15 protein-coding genes and 1 pseudogene are annotated in these 16,068 nt (G+C 76.1%); 7 read left to right on the top strand and 9 right to left on the bottom strand.

Features of this window, described 5'->3' with window-relative positions; translation table 11 throughout:
• The 3 genes and pseudogenes from FHL80_RS23255 to FHL80_RS23245 form a co-directional block, all read right to left on the bottom strand.
• A pseudogene (locus FHL80_RS23255) lies at positions 1–403 on the bottom strand (hypothetical protein); the annotation flags it as partial.
• Positions 404–789: 386 nt separating this feature from the next.
• The gene (locus FHL80_RS23250; RefSeq protein ID WP_138735703.1) at positions 790–1,248 is read right to left on the bottom strand and encodes a hypothetical protein; all 459 of its coding nucleotides are present in this window, start codon (positions 1,246–1,248) and stop codon (positions 790–792) included.
• A 10-nt stretch (positions 1,249–1,258) separates the two neighbouring features.
• Positions 1,259–1,975 (bottom strand): demethylmenaquinone methyltransferase, encoded by a 717-nt coding sequence (locus tag FHL80_RS23245; protein ID WP_138735702.1) that lies wholly within the window; start codon positions 1,973–1,975, stop codon positions 1,259–1,261.
• Positions 1,976–2,019: 44 nt separating this feature from the next.
• Here FHL80_RS23245 and FHL80_RS23240 point away from each other — a divergent pair, with 44 nt between their 5' ends.
• Both FHL80_RS23240 and FHL80_RS23235 read left to right on the top strand, forming a co-directional pair.
• A complete protein-coding gene (locus FHL80_RS23240) occupies positions 2,020–3,279 on the top strand; it encodes an isochorismate synthase (RefSeq protein ID WP_138735706.1) in 1,260 nt (419 codons plus the stop codon).
• Positions 3,280–3,389: 110 nt separating this feature from the next.
• Positions 3,390–6,023 carry a putative bifunctional diguanylate cyclase/phosphodiesterase gene (locus tag FHL80_RS23235; protein WP_138735701.1) on the top strand — a complete coding sequence of 878 codons (2,634 nt, stop codon included), beginning with the start codon at positions 3,390–3,392 and terminating at the stop codon, positions 6,021–6,023.
• Here the strand turns inward: FHL80_RS23235 and menD are convergent.
• Positions 6,014–7,768: a 2-succinyl-5-enolpyruvyl-6-hydroxy-3-cyclohexene-1-carboxylic-acid synthase gene (menD, locus tag FHL80_RS23230; protein ID WP_138735700.1), complete on the bottom strand. Its 1,755-nt coding sequence runs from the start codon at positions 7,766–7,768 to the stop codon at positions 6,014–6,016. The two genes, FHL80_RS23235 and menD, sit on opposite strands and share 10 nt — an antisense overlap.
• A gap of 10 nt (positions 7,769–7,778) precedes the next feature.
• On the bottom strand, positions 7,779–8,753 hold the full coding sequence (locus FHL80_RS23225) for an o-succinylbenzoate synthase (protein WP_138735699.1): 975 nt from the start codon (positions 8,751–8,753) through the stop codon (positions 7,779–7,781).
• 51 nt (positions 8,754–8,804) lie between these two features.
• Here FHL80_RS23225 and FHL80_RS23220 point away from each other — a divergent pair, with 51 nt between their 5' ends.
• From FHL80_RS23220 to FHL80_RS23205, 4 genes are read left to right on the top strand one after another with little or no spacing between them, the layout of a single operon-like run.
• Complete coding sequence (locus tag FHL80_RS23220; RefSeq protein ID WP_138735698.1) at positions 8,805–9,542, top strand: CDP-alcohol phosphatidyltransferase family protein; 738 nt, start codon at positions 8,805–8,807, stop codon at positions 9,540–9,542.
• Positions 9,543–9,547: 5 nt separating this feature from the next.
• Positions 9,548–10,108: a hypothetical protein gene (locus FHL80_RS23215; RefSeq protein WP_138735697.1), complete on the top strand. Its 561-nt coding sequence runs from the start codon at positions 9,548–9,550 to the stop codon at positions 10,106–10,108.
• Positions 10,109–10,146: 38 nt separating this feature from the next.
• Positions 10,147–11,307: an AMP-binding enzyme gene (locus tag FHL80_RS23210; protein WP_246078906.1), complete on the top strand. Its 1,161-nt coding sequence runs from the start codon at positions 10,147–10,149 to the stop codon at positions 11,305–11,307.
• Positions 11,307–12,176, top strand: a complete 870-nt coding sequence (locus tag FHL80_RS23205) for a 1,4-dihydroxy-2-naphthoate polyprenyltransferase (protein WP_138735696.1) — start codon at positions 11,307–11,309, stop codon at positions 12,174–12,176. The genes FHL80_RS23210 and FHL80_RS23205 overlap by 1 nt, the downstream gene beginning before the upstream one ends.
• Before the next feature lie 83 nt (positions 12,177–12,259).
• On the opposite strand, the gene FHL80_RS23200 is transcribed toward FHL80_RS23205, so the two are convergent.
• Both FHL80_RS23200 and FHL80_RS23195 read right to left on the bottom strand, forming a co-directional pair.
• A complete protein-coding gene (locus FHL80_RS23200; RefSeq protein WP_138735695.1) occupies positions 12,260–12,580 on the bottom strand; it encodes a DUF4229 domain-containing protein in 321 nt (106 codons plus the stop codon).
• Positions 12,573–13,001, bottom strand: coding sequence for an Lrp/AsnC family transcriptional regulator (locus FHL80_RS23195; protein WP_138735694.1), 429 nt, complete (start codon positions 12,999–13,001; stop codon positions 12,573–12,575). Before FHL80_RS23195 ends, FHL80_RS23200 begins: the two co-directional genes overlap by 8 nt.
• Before the next feature lie 138 nt (positions 13,002–13,139).
• Here FHL80_RS23195 and FHL80_RS23190 point away from each other — a divergent pair, with 138 nt between their 5' ends.
• A complete protein-coding gene (locus FHL80_RS23190; RefSeq protein WP_138735693.1) occupies positions 13,140–13,364 on the top strand; it encodes a hypothetical protein in 225 nt (74 codons plus the stop codon).
• Positions 13,365–13,473: 109 nt separating this feature from the next.
• On the opposite strand, the gene ccsB is transcribed toward FHL80_RS23190, so the two are convergent.
• A complete protein-coding gene (gene ccsB / locus FHL80_RS23185) occupies positions 13,474–14,436 on the bottom strand; it encodes a c-type cytochrome biogenesis protein CcsB (RefSeq protein WP_138735692.1) in 963 nt (320 codons plus the stop codon).
• Positions 14,433–16,068, bottom strand: a 1,636-nt coding sequence (resB, locus tag FHL80_RS23180; RefSeq protein ID WP_246078905.1) for a cytochrome c biogenesis protein ResB, incomplete at its 5' end; no start/stop codon positions are given. The genes ccsB and resB, both read right to left, overlap by 4 nt.

Raw genomic sequence — 16,068 nt, 5'->3', positions numbered from 1 at the left:
GCCCACCGGCGTCCTGCGACTGCCCACCCAACGCCTTGACGATCGCATGCGCCCGCGCCGGATCGATCAACCCGTCGGCCAACGCCGCCCACGTGTCCGGCAGCTCCCCCACCAGCGCCAACGACCGCCCCGCCAGGGTCGAGGCGGCATGCGGAGAGATCCCGGCGACCACCGCCAGCTCATCGGCGAAGAACTCCGACACCTGCACCGGCACCACACCCGGCGTCCAGCCCTCCACCCGATGCCCCGGCTGGTCCTCACCGCGGTCCGCCGACGCCGGGCGGCGGCGGGCGAAGTCCGCGACCAGCGCGGCCTCGTAGGCCGCCAACTGCGACCGCAGGTCCCCCACCGCCGCCAGCTCCCGCGCCACCCCGGCATCGGAGAAGCCCCTCGGGTCCACCACGTCCGACAGCCGCGACCGGCGCCGACTCACCCCTGCCGGAGCCGGACCCCCTGCCTCCGGGGCGAAGGGCACGGCAGGAGCCACCGTCACCGCCACCCCGAACCCGCCGGCCTCGAACACACCCTCAAGCTACGGAAGGGGTACGACAGTTCCGGCGCCCAACGGGGCGTCGACCTGCAGGTCGTGGGAGAGCTGCCCCTCGTCATGCCCTCGACACGAGACGTCGTGGCGGGTGCAGGCGGTCGCGGTGCCACCCGGTCCCGAGCGGCCTCCCCGACCCCTCCGATCTCCGGCGGCGAGCAGGAAGACCGTGCGCCCCGTCTCGGGACTCGGAGCACGACCTGGCTGCGAACCAAGAGGAGGCGGTGATCTGGGAGCGACTCTCCTCAGTCCTCGAGCAGCTCCCTGCGTTCCCGCGCGCGACTGCCGGCGACGCGTCCCGGGCGGGGCAGCACCTGCGCGCGGAGTGCCGTCTCCCGACGGCGCCGGACCGCCCGCCGGAACCTCTCGGCGCGGGAGCCGGGCGGGTGGGCGAGCCACACGAAGCCGTCGTCGGCGTCGGGTGCCTCGTCGTCGGCGAGGAGGAACGCCAGCAGCTCGGTCATCAGCGCGTCGTCGGTGAGCAGCCGGCCGAGCGGGTCCTCCCCCAGCTCGCGCTGCTCGAGGAACTCCGGGAAGCGCGAGAAGACCCCGGGGCCGAAGATCGCCGCTGCGCGGTCCTGCATGAAGTTGACCGAGTCGTCCAGCCCCTCCACGGTCTCGGCCGCCCGCTCCACGCCCAGCCAGGCGCGGAGGGTGAACGTGTCGGGGCCACCGGAGGCGGACCAGTCAGGGAGGTCGGTCACGGGGACGGCCTCAGGCACGCGTGCCGCGGTGCAGCGCGACGACGCCGCCGGTCAGGTTGCGCCACTCGACGTCCTGCCACCCGGCAGCCTGCAGCCACCGTGCCAGCTCGGGCTGCGGGGGCCAGGCCCGGATCGACTCGGCCAGGTAGACGTAGGCCTCCGGGTTGCTGCTCACCAGCCGGGCGATCACCGGCAGCGCCCGCATCAGGTACTCCGTGTAGACGGTGCGGAACGGCGCCCACACCGGGCTGGAGAACTCGCAGACGACCAGCCTGCCCCCCGGCCGGGTCACCCGGGCGAACTCCCGCAGGGCCGCGGCGGGGTCGGCGACGTTCCGCAGCCCGAAGGAGATGACGACGCCGTCGACGCTCTCGTCGGCCAGCGGCAGCGCCATCGCGTCACCGGCGACCTTCGGCACCTGCCGCGAGGCACCGGCGGCCAGCATCCCCTGGGAGAAGTCGCAGGCGATCGCGTGCACGCCACCGGCGGCGAGCTCCACGGTGGACACCGCCGTCCCGGCCGCCACGTCGAGCACCGTGGACCCCGGGCGTGCGCCGAGCGCCTCGCGGGTCGCCCGTCGCCAGCCGGCGTCGAGGCCACCGGAGAGCACCGTGTTCGTCAGGTCGTAGCGCCCGGCCACCCGGTCGAACATCGCCGCGACCTCGTCCGGGCGCTTGTCCAGCCCCGCCCGCGTCCCCGTTCCCTCTGCCCGCCCACCGGTCGCCACGTCGGCGACGCTACCTGCGGGGCTCCTACCCTGGAGCGGTGACCATGGCTGCCGAGGCGACCGACGCGACGAGCGTCACCACGACCGCGCTCGGTCCGCGCCGCACCCCGCTGCTCACCCTGCTGCCCGCCGAGGGCGCGCTGGCCTGGGTCCGCCGCGGCGAGGGACTCGTCGGCTGGGGCGAGGCGGACCGGCTGGAGGTCACCGGCCCGCACGCCCTCGCCGAGGCCGCCGCCTGGTGGGCCGACCGGTGCGCGCGCACCGACGCGCACGACCCGCTCGGCGTCCCGGGCTCGGGCCCCGTCGTCTTCGCCTCCATCGCCTTCGACCCGACGGCGGGGACGTCGGTGTTCGTCGTCCCCGAGGTGGTCGTCGGCCGGCGCGACGGGCAGACCTGGGTGACGGTCACCGGGGAGGCCGACGACGACCACGCCGTCGTCGAGACCTCACCGCAGGAGGCCGCCACCTCCATCGGCCGGCTCGCCTACGCCGACGGCGCGCTGGACCCGGTGACCTGGTGCGGGGCCGTCACCGCGGCCGTGCGGCGGATCGACGCCGGCGAGCTGGACAAGGTCGTGCTGGCCCGCGACCTGCTGGTCACCGCCGACCGCCCGCTGGACCCCCGCCGCCTGCTGCTGCGGCTGGCGCAGCGCTTCCCCGACACCTGGACCTTCGCCGTCGAGGGGCTGCTGGGCGCGACCCCGGAGCTGCTGCTCCGCCGCACCGGCCGGCACCTCGACGCCCGGGTGCTCGCCGGCACCGCGCCGCGCGGCGCCGGCGCGGACGACGACCGGCTCGCCGCCGGCCTGGCGGAGTCGGTGAAGGACCACGCGGAGCACGCCTACGCCGTCACCAGCCTCGCCGACGCGCTGCGGCCCTTCGTCGAGGAGCTGCACGTGCCCGAGCACCCCGCCGTCCTCACCCTGCCGAACGTCCGGCACCTGGCCAGCGACGTCCACGGCCGGCAGCGGGACGACGACGACACCGGCCTGCTGGAGCTGGTGGGCGCGGTCCACCCCACCGCCGCCGTCTGCGGCAGCCCCACCGCCGCGGCGGCCCGGCTGATCACCGAGCTCGAGGGCATGGACCGCGGCCGCTACGCTGGGCCGGTGGGCTGGCTGGACACCCGCGGGGACGGCGAGTTCGGGCTGGCGCTGCGCTGCGCCGAGCTGACCGGCGCCGAGGGCGGCCGGCAGGCCCGGCTGTTCGCCGGCTGCGGGATCGTCTCCGGCTCCGACCCGATCGCCGAGCTCGCGGAGACCCAGGCCAAGCTCGCCGCCTTCCAGACCGCCCTGGAGGACTGACCTCACCCGGACGGGCGGGGAACGCGACCGGCGGTCAAGGACCAACGAAACGGGTCGATCTCGTATCTGTGACCGCCCTCCGTACGTCCCGGACCACGATCGGGCTGTGCGTGCTGGCAGGGGTCCTGGCGCTCGCCCTCGGCGTCGTGGTCCTGGCTCCGGACAGCAGCCTCGGCGACTGGGCCTACCTCGGGGTGAGCGCCGGCTGCGCCGTCGCCGCCTGGGTGGCCGACCGGCAGCATCCGCAGAACCGCCGGGGCCAGGTGCCCTGGGTGCCGCTGGCCCTGACCTGCAACGCGGCCGGCGACGTGGCCTGGCAGGCGATCACCTGGGCGACCGGCTCGGCTCCCGAGGTGTCGATCGCCGACATCGGCTGGCTGGCGAGCTACGCCGCTCTGGTCGGCACCGCGATGACCGGCCGTGTCGGCGGGCAGCGGCGCCCCGGCTCGCGGGCGTACGCCGCGCTCGACGGCATCGCCGCGCTCGCCGTCTCCCTGCTCGTCGTCTTCCAGACCCCCGTCGTCGCCACGCTCGCCGACCACGGGCTCCCTGCGCTGACCCGGCTGGCCTTCATCACCTACCCGGTGCTGGACGCCGTCCTCATCGGCCTCATGGCCTGGCGCCTGGTGCTGCACGGGCGCGTGCGCCCCGCTGTCGCCCTGCTGCTGACCGGCACGACCTGCTGGCTGGTCGCCGACCTGAGCTGGCTGCTGCTGGCCTCCCCCGGCACCGCGGCCGGCTGGCTGGACGCCGCCTGGCTGGTCGGCATCGTCTGCTTCGCCGGAGTGCCGTGGCTGCCGCAGTCCCGCACCGAGGACCCCACCGCCGCCGGCGGCCCCGGCCACGGCCCGTGGCGGATTGCCCTGACCGTCGCTCCGTTCGCCGCGCCTGCCCTGCTCGAGGTCCTCGCCTGGGACGACGGCGTGGACGTCAACCCGCTCCCCGGCCTGCTCGTCTGGGGCGTGCTGCTGGTGCTCACCACCGTCCGCACCCGGCTGGTCGCCGTGGACGGCCAGCGCGCCTGGGCGCTGGTCCGCACGCAGGCGCGGCGCTCGGAGGCGCTGGCGGTCAACTCCTCGGACGCGGTCGCCGTCGTGGACCTCGCCGGCCGGCTCACCGCCGACTCGCCGTCGCTGGCCCGCTCCCTCGGGGTGCCCGCCCCGGCCGGTGCCGAGCTGGCCGACCTGGTGGCCCGCGCCGGCGGGGACGCGGACAGCGCGCGGCAGCTGCTGACCCGCAGCGCGTCGCTGCCCGGCGTGCCGGTCGAGCTCGAGCTCGAGGGGCTCCGGCCCGACGGGTCGGCCCGCTGGCTCGGGGGCCGCGCGGTCAACCTGGCCACCGACCCCGACGTCGCCGGCACCGTCGTCAGCCTCACCGACGTCACCGCGCGCAAGCTGGCCGAACTGGAGCTCGCCCACCAGGCCTTCTACGACGGCCTCACCGGGCTGGCCAACCGCTCGCTGTTCCTCGACCACACCGAGCAGGCGCTGCGCCGCGCCGGCCGGAGCGGCACCCCGCCGATCGTGCTCTGCCTGGACCTCGACGGGTTCAAGGACGTCAACGACAGCATCGGCCACCTGGCCGGCGACGAGCTGCTGTGCACCGTCGCCGAGCGGCTGCTCGGCGTCGTCCGGGCCAGCGACACCGTCGCGCGGCTCGGTGGCGACGAGTTCGCCGTCCTGGTCGACGACATCCAGGGCGGGCTCCCCGAGGCCGCCGAGCTCGCCCAGCGGCTGCTGGAGGCGATCGCCGAGCCGGTCGACCTGCACGGGCACCGGGTGAGCGTGGCGGCCAGCATCGGCATCGTCGTCGCCGAGCCCGACGCCACCCCGCTGTCGCTGTTCCGGGACGCCGACATCGCGATGTACCGCGCCAAGGCCGGCGGTCGCGCCCAGTGGGTCGTCTTCGACGCCGGCATGCGGACCGCCGCCCTGGAGCGGATCGAGCTCGAGCGGGACCTGGCCGCCGCGCTCCCCGCCGGGCAGCTGCGGCTGGTCTACCAGCCGGTGGTCGACCTGGAGACCGAGTGGGTCACCGGCTTCGAGGCCCTGCTGCGCTGGCAGCACCCGGCCCTCGGAGCGGTCGGCCCGGACCGCTTCGTGCCGATCGCCGAGGACTCCGGCGAGATCGTGCCGATCGGTCGCTGGGTGCTCGGCGAGGCCACCCGCACCGCCGCCCGGTGGCAGCGGGCCCACCCCGGCGCACCGCTGACGATGGCCGTCAACGTCTCCGCCCGGCAGCTGGTCGGCGCCGACCTGGTCCGCGACGTGGCCGAGGCGCTGTGCGTCAGCGGCCTGGCGCCGTCCTCGCTGGTGCTGGAGGTGACCGAGACCGCGCTGGTCTCCGACCCGGACGCGGTCGCCGAGCGCCTGGCGGAGCTGCGCGGGCTCGGCGTCCGGCTGGCGCTGGACGACTTCGGCACGGGGTACTGCTCGCTCAGCTACCTGCGCCAGTTCGACGTCGACGTGCTCAAGATCGACCGCTCGTTCGTCAGCCTGCTCGACGGCTCACCCGAGGACGGCGCCATCGTGCACGGGCTGGTCCAGCTCGGCCGCACGCTGCGGCTGGAGATCGTCGCCGAGGGCGTGGAGACCGCCGCCCAGCGCGACCGGCTGCGCGCCGAGCACTGCGACCTGGCCCAGGGCTGGCTGTTCGCCGAGCCGCTGGAGGCCGACGAGGCCGAGCTGCTGCTGCTCGGCCGGACCGCACCGCCGGTGACCGCCCGGACGCTCGCTCAGAGCTGACGCAGCGCCGCCGCGGCGGCCGCGCGCAGCCGCCCCCCGAGCGCGGCCTCCGCCGCGGCATCGGTGCGGACGACGACCACCCGCGGCCCGCCGGCGCCGAGCGCGTCGACCAGCTGGCCGGGGTCGCCGACCGCCGTGGCGGCCCAGCCCAGCGACCGGGCGACCGCCACCAGGTCCCGGCCGTGCGGCGTGCCGAACACCCGCCGGAACCCCGCGGCGTACTGCGGCTGCCCCGGCTCGAGCTGGGCGAAGATGCCGCCGCCGTCGTTGTCCGGGACGACGACGGTCAGGTCGGGCACCGTCTCGCCCTCACCGGTCAGCAGGCCGGTGAGGTCGTGCAGGAACGTCAGGTCGCCCATCAGCGCGAACGCCGGCCCACCCCCGGCGCCCTGGTGCGCCAGCGCCGCGCCGACCGCGGTGGAGATCGTCCCGTCGATCCCGGCGACGCCGCGGTTGGCGAGCACGGTCAGCCCGGGCCGGGGCACCGCGAACCGGTCGACGTCGCGCACCGGGGTGGAGGAGCCGAGCACGAGCAGCGCCCCGGCCGGCAGCGTCGCCACCAGGTCGCGGGCCAGCCGGGCGGCGGTCAGGCCGCGGCCGGGCACGTCGTCGAGCGCGGCGTCGACCGCCAGCCCCACCCGGGTCGCCGCGCCCGTCCAGCTCTCCGCCCAGGCCCGGTCCGGACGGGCCGTCCCCTCCCGCACCGCGAGACCGGGATCCAGGTGCGCGCTGCCCACCAGCGCGCTGCCCCGGCCCGGATCGGCCCAACGCGGCGTCGCGCTGTAGGTCTCCACCGGCACGGCCGGGTCGGCCAGCAACGCCGAGACCGGCCGGGACAGCGTCGGCCGCCCGACGACGACGACCCGGTCGGGCCGGTGCTCCGCCAGCCACTCCGGCGCGCCCAGCAGCAGCGCCGGCCCGCGCACCGCGCCGGCCGCGCCCCACGCGCCGCTGCTGGGTTCGGCCAGCACCGGCCAGCCGTGCTGGTCGGCGACCACGGCGGCGGCCCGGCCGACCGCCGACGGTGCATCGCCGGCGACCAGCAGCGTGCGCGCCGCGCCGTCGCCGGTCAGCGGCGCGGCGTACCGCGGCTCGCCCGCACCGGCCGCCGCGGTCCACGGTGCGCCGTCGGGGCGGCCGGCGAGGTCACCGGACGGCGGCGCCGGCCGGGTCCCGGGGGTGACGTCGTCGGGCATCAACGGCTCGCGCAGCGCCAGGTTCAGGTGCACCGGCCCCGGGTCACCGGACAGCTCGCCGCGGGCCAGCAGCAGCGCCCGGGCGACCAGCGAGCGCCAGTACCGGTTCTGCGCCGCCTCGCGACCGGGTTCGGGCACCCCGACGTCGGCGGCCCAGCGGACCGCACGGCCGTAGAGCCCGGGCTGGTCGATCGTCTGGTTCGCCCCGGTGCCGCGGAGCTCCGGCGGCCGGTCGGCGGTCAGCGCCAGCAACGGCACCCCGCTGGTGTCGGCCTCCAGCACCGCGGCGTGCAGGTGCGCGGTCGCCGTCCCGGAGGTGGTGAGCACCGGGACCGGCCGGCCGGAGGACTTCGCCAGCCCCAGGGCGAGGAAGGCGGCGGTCCGCTCGTCGATGCGCACGTGCAGCCGCAGCAGCCCCGCCGCCTCGGCGTCAGCCAGCGCCAGCGCGACCGGCGCCGACCGGGAGCCGGGCGCGAGGACCGCGTCGCTGACGCCGCCGCGCAGCAGCTCGTCGACGAGCACCCGGGCGAACGCGGTGGAGGGGTTCACGAGCACCTCCTCATGCGCCCAGCACCGCGGCCAGCCGCTCCCGCCACCGGCGCTCGGTGTCCGCGTCGGCGACGGCCTCGGCGAGCCGGTCCGGGACCGGCCGGACCACCGGCAGCGCCCCGTCCAGCGGGAGCAGCGGCTCGCTGGCGACGTCTCCGGTGAACAGCGCGACCGTGCCCAGCCCGCAGGCGAACGGCAGCTCCGGCAGCGCTGCGGCCAGCGCGACGCCGGCGGCGATGCCCACCGAGCTCTCCAACGCCGAGGAGACGACGCAGGGCAGGCCGTGCGCCTCGGCCACCTCCAGCGCGGCGCGGACCCCGCCGAGCGGCTGCACCTTGAGGACGACGACGTCCGCGGCCTCGGCCAGGGCCACCCGGCGCGGGTCGACCGCCCGGCGCACGACCTCGTCGGCGGCGATCCGGACGTCGACCCGGCGGCGCAGCGCGGCCAGGTCCTCGATCGCCGGGCACGGCTGCTCGGCGTACTCCAGCTCGAACCGGTCCAGCTCGCGGAGCCGGGCCACCGCGGTGTCGACGTCCCAGGCCGCGTTGGCGTCGACCCGGACGGCACCCGTCGGGCCGAGCGCGTCCCGGACGGCCTCGACGCGGGCGACGTCCTCGGCCGGGGACTGCCCCGGTTCGGCGACCTTGACCTTCGCCGTCCGGCAGCCGGAGGCGAGGACGATCTCGTGCGCCCGCTCCGGCCCGACCGCGGGCACGGTGACGTTCACCGGGACGCTGTTGCGGACCGGGTCCGGCCAGCCCAGCACGGCGGCCTCGTGCGCGGACGCCCACCAGCGACGGCTCTCCGCGACGTCGTAGTCCCAGAACGGGGAGAACTCGCCCCAGCCGGCCGGCCCGTGCACCAGCACGCCGTCGCGGACGTCGATGCCGCGGAACCGGGTGCGCATCGGCACCGACCAGACGTGCGCCTCCAGCGGCGCCGGGGCCCCGCCCGGAGCGTCGGCGGAGGGAGCAGCGGGCATGGATGACAGCCTAGGCGCGCCGCTCCGCAGGACTGGGGGCACGATCCTGACGTGCAGCGCGGCGCCGTCCCGACGAACGACGAACCCCCGGAGGTCAGCGTGGCCCACTCGACGGCACCGCAGCCCGCCGCCGACCTGAGCCCCCGCCGACCCGGGCTGCCGGCGCGCTGCGGCGTGCGGGGCTGCGGCTGCGAGGACCCCCGGCAGCTGCGCAACGCCGCGAACCTGGTGACGGTCGTCCGCACGGTGGCCTCGCTGGCGCTGGTGACCACCGCCGCGGTCCAGCACTCCTGGCCGTGGCTGCTCGCCGGGTACCTGACCTACTGGATCGGCGACTCCGCCGACGGCAACATCGCCCGCTGGCAGCACCAGGAGACCCGCTTCGGTGCCGTCTTCGACGTGGTCTGCGACCGGGTCAACTGCATCAGCTGCGCGCTGGTGCTGCTGCTGTTCATCGACGCCCCGTGGCCGATCGCGGTGTTCCTGTTCCAGTTCGTCGTCGTCGACCTGCCGCTCACGCTGCTGCCGATGCGCTGGCCCGTGCTCTCCCCCAACTACTTCTTCCTGATCGACCCGCTCGCCTACACGCTCAACTGGCACGTGGTCGCCAAGGTCACCAACACCACGCTGCTCATCACGCTGCTGGTCTTCGTGCCCGACCAGCGGGTCGCGCTGGTCGCGGCGTCGGTCGTGCTGCTGGTCAAGATCTGGTCGCTGGGGCGGGTGCTCCGGCTGACGACACCCAAGGGCACCCCGCACGTGCCGCAGGGCATGCCCGCCCGTGCCTGATCCCCGTGCCTGACGCCGCGACCATCGGCCTGGTCGCCCTGGGCCTGGTGGTCGGCGCGGTCTCGGCGGTCACCCCGTTCCTGCCGGTCGAGGCCTACGTCATCGGGCTGGCCGTCACGCACTCCTCCAGCGTCGCCGTCGCCGGCGCGGTCGCAGCGGCGGCCGGGCAGACCGTCGGCAAGGTGGCGCTGTTCACCACCGCCCGGGGCGCGGCCAGCTCACGGTGGCTGGAGCGGCTCCGCGAGCGGGGCGCGAAGGAGGCCGCGGAGATCACCGCCGCCGAGGAGGCCGGCGAGCAGCCGCCGGGCGGCCCGGTCAGGCGCGCGCTGCGGCCGGTCGGCCGTTGGCTCAAGCGGGTCAACGCCGCCTGCATCGCGCTGCTGTCCGGCCGCTGGGGGCCCGGCGTGGTGCTGCTCAGCGGGGCGGTGGGGATCCCGCCGCTGCTGGCGATCGCCTTCTACGCCGGGACGTCGAAGATGACCCTGCGCGCCTTCATCGCCACCTGCCTGCTGGGCCGCACCATCCGGTTCGTCGTCCTGGCGCTGGTGCCCGACCTGCTCCCGTGAGCGGTGCCCCCGCGGGCCGCGCCGTAGCCTGGCTCCTCGTGGCCCGGCCGTTGACCCTCGTGCCCGCGCCGCCTCCCGAGGACGCCGCGGCGGTGCTGGACACCGTCTGGCCCGCGCTGCGCCGCGCGCTGGACGGCGCCGCCCCGCTGGCCGTGCTGCCGGCCGGCGCCGGACCGGCCGGGGCCGCGCGGGCGGTGCTGCGCCCGGACGAGCCGCTCGAGCCGGGGACCGACCTGGTGGTGGTCACCTCCGGCTCCACCGGCGGCGGGCCGGCAGGTGGGGGGAAGGGCGTGCTCCTGTCCGCGGCCGCGCTGCGCGCCTCGGCGACCGCCACGCTCACCCGGCTCGGTGGCCCGGGCAGCTGGCTGCTGGCGCTGCCCACCTCGGCGGTCGGCGGGCTGCAGGTGCTCGTGCGCAGCGCGCTGGCCGGGCGCGAGCCCGCCGTGCTGTCCCGCGGGGAGCCGCTCGGCGAGGCCCTGACCCGGCTCCCCGGCGGCGACCGCCGGTACACCGCGCTGGTGCCCACCCAGCTGCGCCGGTACCTGGCCGACGAGCCCGACGCGCTCGCCTCCTTCGACGGGATCGTGGTCGGCGGGGCCGCCACGGACCCGGCGCTGCTCGCCCGCGCCCGCGCCGCGGGGGTGCGGCTGCACACCTCCTACGGGATGAGCGAGACCGCCGGGGGCTGCGTCTACGACGGCGTGCCGCTGGACGGCGTCGGCGTGCGGGTGGCCGAGGGCGTCGAGCTGACCGGTCCGGTGCTCGCGCACGGCTACCGGCTCGACGCCGACGCGACCGCGGCGGCGTTCGTGGACGGCTGGTTCCGCACCCGGGACGCCGGGTCGCTGGCCGCCGACGGCACGCTCACCGTGCACGGCCGGCTGGACGACGTGGTGATCAGCGGCGGGGTCAACGTCTCCCCGCAGGCCGTCGAGGCGGCGCTGCGCGAGCACCCCTCGGTCGCCGACGCCGTCGTGACCGGCCGGCCCGACCCGGAGTGGGGGCAGCGGGTCGTGGCCGGGGTCGTCCCCACCCCCGGCGTCGTCCCGGAGCTGGCCGAGCTGCGCCCCTGGGTCGCCGCCCGGCTCGCCGCCGCCGCCGCCCCGCGGGAGCTGCACCTGGTCGACGCCGTCCCGACCCTGCACACCGGCAAGCCCGACCGCCGGGCCGTCGCACGACTCATCGGAGGAGACCAGTAGTGGCCACCCCTGCCCAGTGGCTGGAGGGCGCCCGCCCCCGGACCCTGCCGGCCGCGCTCGCGCCGGTGTTCGTCGGCACCGGCGTCGCCGCCGCGCTCGACGGCTTCCGGCTGGGCCCCGCGCTGCTCGCGCTGCTGGTCGCCCTCGCCCTGCAGGTGGCGGTGAACTACGCCAACGACTACTCCGACGGCAGGCGCGGCACCGACGCCGACCGGGTCGGGCCGATGCGGCTGGTCGGCTCCGGTGCGGCGACCCCGCGGCAGGTGCTGGTCGCGGCCGGGGTGGCCTTCGCCGTCGCCGCGGTCGCCGGCCTCGCGCTGGCGGCGGTCTCCAGCTGGTGGCTGGTCGCCGTCGGCGCGGTGAGCATCGTCGCGGCCTGGACCTACACCGGCGGCCCGATCCCCTACGGGTACCGGGCGCTCGGCGAGGTCTTCGTGTTCGTCTTCTTCGGCCTGGTCGCCGTCGTGGGGACGGCGTTCGGGCAGACCGGGTCGCTGGACGGGCTGGCGTTCGCCGCCGCCGTCCCGATCGGGCTGTGCTCGGTGGCGCTGCTGGTGGTGAACAACCTGCGGGACGTGCACGGCGACGCCGCCGTCGGCAAGCGGACCCTGGCGGTGCTGCTCGGGGAGAGCCGCACCCGGGTCGCCTACACCGGCCTGCTGGTGGTCGCGTTCGCGGTGGTCGTCGCGATCGGCGTCGTGCGGCCGTGGGCCCTGCTCGGGCTGCTGGCCGCCCCGCTGGCCGTGCCGCCGGTGCGCACGGTGCTCGGCGGGGGACGCGGGCCGGTGCTCATCGGTGCGCTCAAGGGCACCGGTCAGCTCACCCTGGCCACCGGCGTCCTGCTCGGCATCGGCCTCGCGCTGACCTAGCCGAAGGACCCCGCTGCCCCCCGTCGCTCGCAAGCTCGCGGCGGGCCCCTGCAGCGGGGCCGTCAGAACGAGGAGCGACGCACTCAGCTCTCGTCGTCCGCGTCGGTGCCGCGGAGCTCGGCGCGCAGCGCCTCCTTGCGCTCGCTGCGGGCCACCAGCGCGCCGGTGAGCCGCTGCCGCACCGGGCCGAGCACCAGGAAGGACGCCGGCATCGCCAGCAGCACGCCGAACAGGAAGCCCGGGGTGCCCGGCAGGCCCAGCGCCCACAGGGCCGCGATCAGGACGGCGGCGATCGCCAGCCGGCCGAAGGTGTACAGCAGGAACCACTTCGCCAGCGGCGGGGCGGGCGGCGTGCCGGCCGCGGACGCCCCGGCCTGCTCGGGAACCCCGGTCTGGTCAGCCACGACGGCCCTCCCACTTGGTCGACAGCACGACGGTCGTCCGGGTGCGAGCGACGCCCCGGATCCTGTTCAACGCGCTGATGGTGTCCTCGAGTGCCCGGATGTCGGGGACCCGGACCTTGAGCACGTACCCCTCGCTGCCGGCCACCCGCCAGCAGTCCTCCACCGAGGGGAGCTCGGCCAGCGCCCCCTCCAGCCCGGTGTCGTCGACCTGGTCGCTCTCGATGACACCCACCAGGGCGGTGACGCCCAGGCCCACCGCGGCGGGGTCGACGACGGCACGGTAGCCGGTGATCACGCCGGCGGCCTCCAGCTTGCCGACCCGCTCGTGCACCGAGGGCGCCGACAGCCCGACCTGCCGGGCCAGCTCGGCGTAGCTCGCCCGCCCGTTGGCCCGCAGCAGGCTGATCAGCTGCTCGTCCACCGCGTCGATGACGCCCCTCCGGTCCTCGTCTGCGCCCCGGACCCGGTCCGGCGCGGGCTGCTGCGCTCGTGGCGCGACATCACCGCGTCCGAGTATCGCCGCGGTCGTACATTGGGGGGCGACAAGGGGGGTGGCCCGATGGTCTTCCTGGTGATGTTGGTGATCGCGGTGGCCGTGGTCGTGCTGGTCATGCGTGCGGCGTCGGCCCAGTCCGGCGGACCGGGGGGCACCACCCGACCGGTGCGCCCTCCGAAGCGGCCCCGGGCCCAGCGGGAGACCCGCTTCGTGGCACCGGACGACGACCCCGACTTCATCCGCGAGCTCGAGCGGCGCACCCGCCGGGACGACGGCTCCCCCGCCTGAGCTCAGGCGGCGCGGCCGCGGGTGCCGGCCGGCCAGCCGAGGCCGGCGCCGTCCCGCGGCTCGCCGGGCCAGCCCAGGGCGCCGTCGCCGGTCGCGTGCTCCCCCACGGTCAGCTGACCCCGGCGTAGCTGTGCAGCCCGGTGGAGACGAAGTTGACGTACAGCAGGTTGAAGACCATCACCGCGAGCCCCACCACGTTGACCCACGCGGACGGGCGGCCCCGCCAGCCGGACGTCGTCCGGGCGTGCAGGTAGGCGGCGTAGACGACCCAGGCGATGAAGGCCCAGGTCTCCTTGGGGTCCCAGCCCCAGAACCGGCCCCAGGCGCTCTCCGCCCAGATGGCCCCGGCGATGACCGCGAAGGTCCAGATCGGGAAGCCGAAGACGGCGGTGCGGTGGGCCGTGCGGTCCAGCGCGGCCGCGGAGGGCAGCCGGTCCAGCAGCGAGGGGGCCGCCAGCGCGCCGGCGGCGGTCCGCTCCTCGCGCCGGCTCTTCACCAGGTACAGCACGCTGACGATGCCGCTGACGAAGAAGATGCCGAAGCCGAGCGTCGCCGTCGTCACGTGCACCGCGAGCCACCACGACCGCAGGGCGGCGACCAACGGGCCGGCCTGGACGTAGAGGACCAGCCGGATGAGGGCCATGGCCACCACGACCGGGCCCATGATGAAGACCCCGATGTGCCGAAGCTCCGGGGCCCGCACCGCCAGCAGGGTGTACGCCACCACCGCGACGAGCACGACGACGGTCGTGAACTCGTACATGTTGCCCCAGGGCAACCGGCCCGCGGCCACGCCGCGGGTCACCACGACGGCGGCGTGGGTGAGCAGCCCCAGGCCGGTCAGCAGCATGGCCAGCGAGCCCAGCCGGCGCGCGCGGGCCGGCTCCTCGACCGGGTCCGACGGAGCCGGGCGCGCGTCGGGCGGGCTCCCGGCGGCGACGAGCTGCCGGGGGCTCGCGGCCGGGCGGCCGAAGGCCAGTTCGGCGCAGAACGCCACGACGGCCAGCGAGTACACCACGACCGTGATCGTGAAGAACGTGTCGGACAGCCTGGCGAGCGACTCGTCGATCACGACGGCGGTGCCTCCTCGGGAAGTGACGGTGCGGCGGCCGGGGCCGCTGCGCTGCGCGCGGTGAGCGCCGCCTGGACGGCGTCGGTCAGCGCCGTGAACCGGGGCCCGGTGTCGGCGCTGCCGCGGGTCAACGAGCCGATCGACAGCACGGTACCCCCGCCGTCGGCGGCCGGGGCGGCGCGGGCGAACACCCGCTCGCGGCGGACCAGCAGCATGCCGAGCAGCCCGGCGAGGACCGCCATCGCCGCCCCGAGCACCCACAGCTGGCCGGGGTCGTGGGACACCTGCAGGGCGGCGAACTCCTTGACGCCGCTGAAGGTCACCACCGTCCCGTCGGCCAGGGTCATGGACTCGCCCTCCGCCAGGTTCGCCCGCCCCTGCTCGGTGAGCAGGCCGCGGTCGATCTGGGTCTGGTCCAGGGAGTAGACCGACTGCGGGAGCCCGGAGTCCAGGCCCAGGTAGCCGGTGTAGACCACGATCGCGACCTGCGGGTCCAGCGGCCGCGGGTCGACCGAGGTCAGCACCCCGCCCTGCAGCGCCCCGGTCGGGGCGAAGAAGCCCTCGATGGCCAGCTGGTCGGTGTCACCGGCGCCGAGGTCGGGGACCTTGAGCACGCCCTGGCTGGCCATGGTGCTCTGGTCGGCCGGGAGGAACGGCGCGGACAGGTCGGTGAACGTCGTCCCGTCCGGGAGCGTGATGCTGAACTCGGGGCTGTAGCCGTGCCCGGTGACGTACACCCGGTCGCCGTCGATGCGCAGCGGGTCGTTGACCCCGATCGTGGTCGGCGGGCCGGCGACGCCGTCGAGCTGGTAGTCGATGCCGGCGGTGTAGGACGCCGCGGTCAGGTCGTCCTCGTACCGGGCCTGGAAGTCGGTCAGGTCCACGCACAGCGGTGCGAGGTCGCCGCTGTCGACCAGCGGGCCGGCCGAGTAGGTGTCGTACTGCTGGAACGAGTTGCAGAACCCCTGGCCCTCGGTGACCAGGATGCTGCCCTCGTAGCCCCACAACTTCCCGGCGGCCAGCCCGAGCAGCAGGGCCAGCAGCGAGAAGTGGAAGAGCACGTTGCCGGTCTCCCGGAGGTAGCCCTTCTCGGCCGACAGCTCCTGGGCCCGGATGCCGCTGGACCCGGCGGAGTGTGCCCGGCCCTCGCGGCGGACGACCCGGAAGCGGCGGACCCGGAGCTCCTCCTCGACCACGTCGAGAGTCACCGGCCCGGCCAGCGGGGCCGACAGCTCGGTGTTCTCCGGCAGCCGCAGCAGGTGCCGCGGTGCGGTCGGCGGGGGCGCGAACAGCGACCGCGCGTGCTCGATCGCCCGCGGCACGACGCAGCCGATCAGCGAGATGAACAGCAGCAGGTAGATCGCGGCGAACCAGGGAGAGCTGAAGACGTCGAACAGGTACAGCCGGTCCAGCCACGGCGCGAGCGTCGGGTGGTCGACGAAGTACTGGTTGACGTTGTTCTGCGACAGCGACCGCTGCGGCAGCAACGACCCCGGGATCGCCGCCACCGCGAGCAGGAACAGCAGCACCAGCGCGGTCCGCATCGCGGTGAGCTGCCGCCACCAGCGCAGCAGCCGGTTGAGCACCCGGCGGCCCGCCGGGGTCCGGGACGGCGGGGTGGGGGCCTCCGCC

Source organism: Modestobacter excelsi, from assembly GCF_005930495.1.
Taxonomy (GTDB): domain Bacteria; phylum Actinomycetota; class Actinomycetes; order Mycobacteriales; family Geodermatophilaceae; genus Modestobacter; species Modestobacter excelsi.
This window is presented reverse-complemented; position numbering and strand designations above follow the sequence as displayed.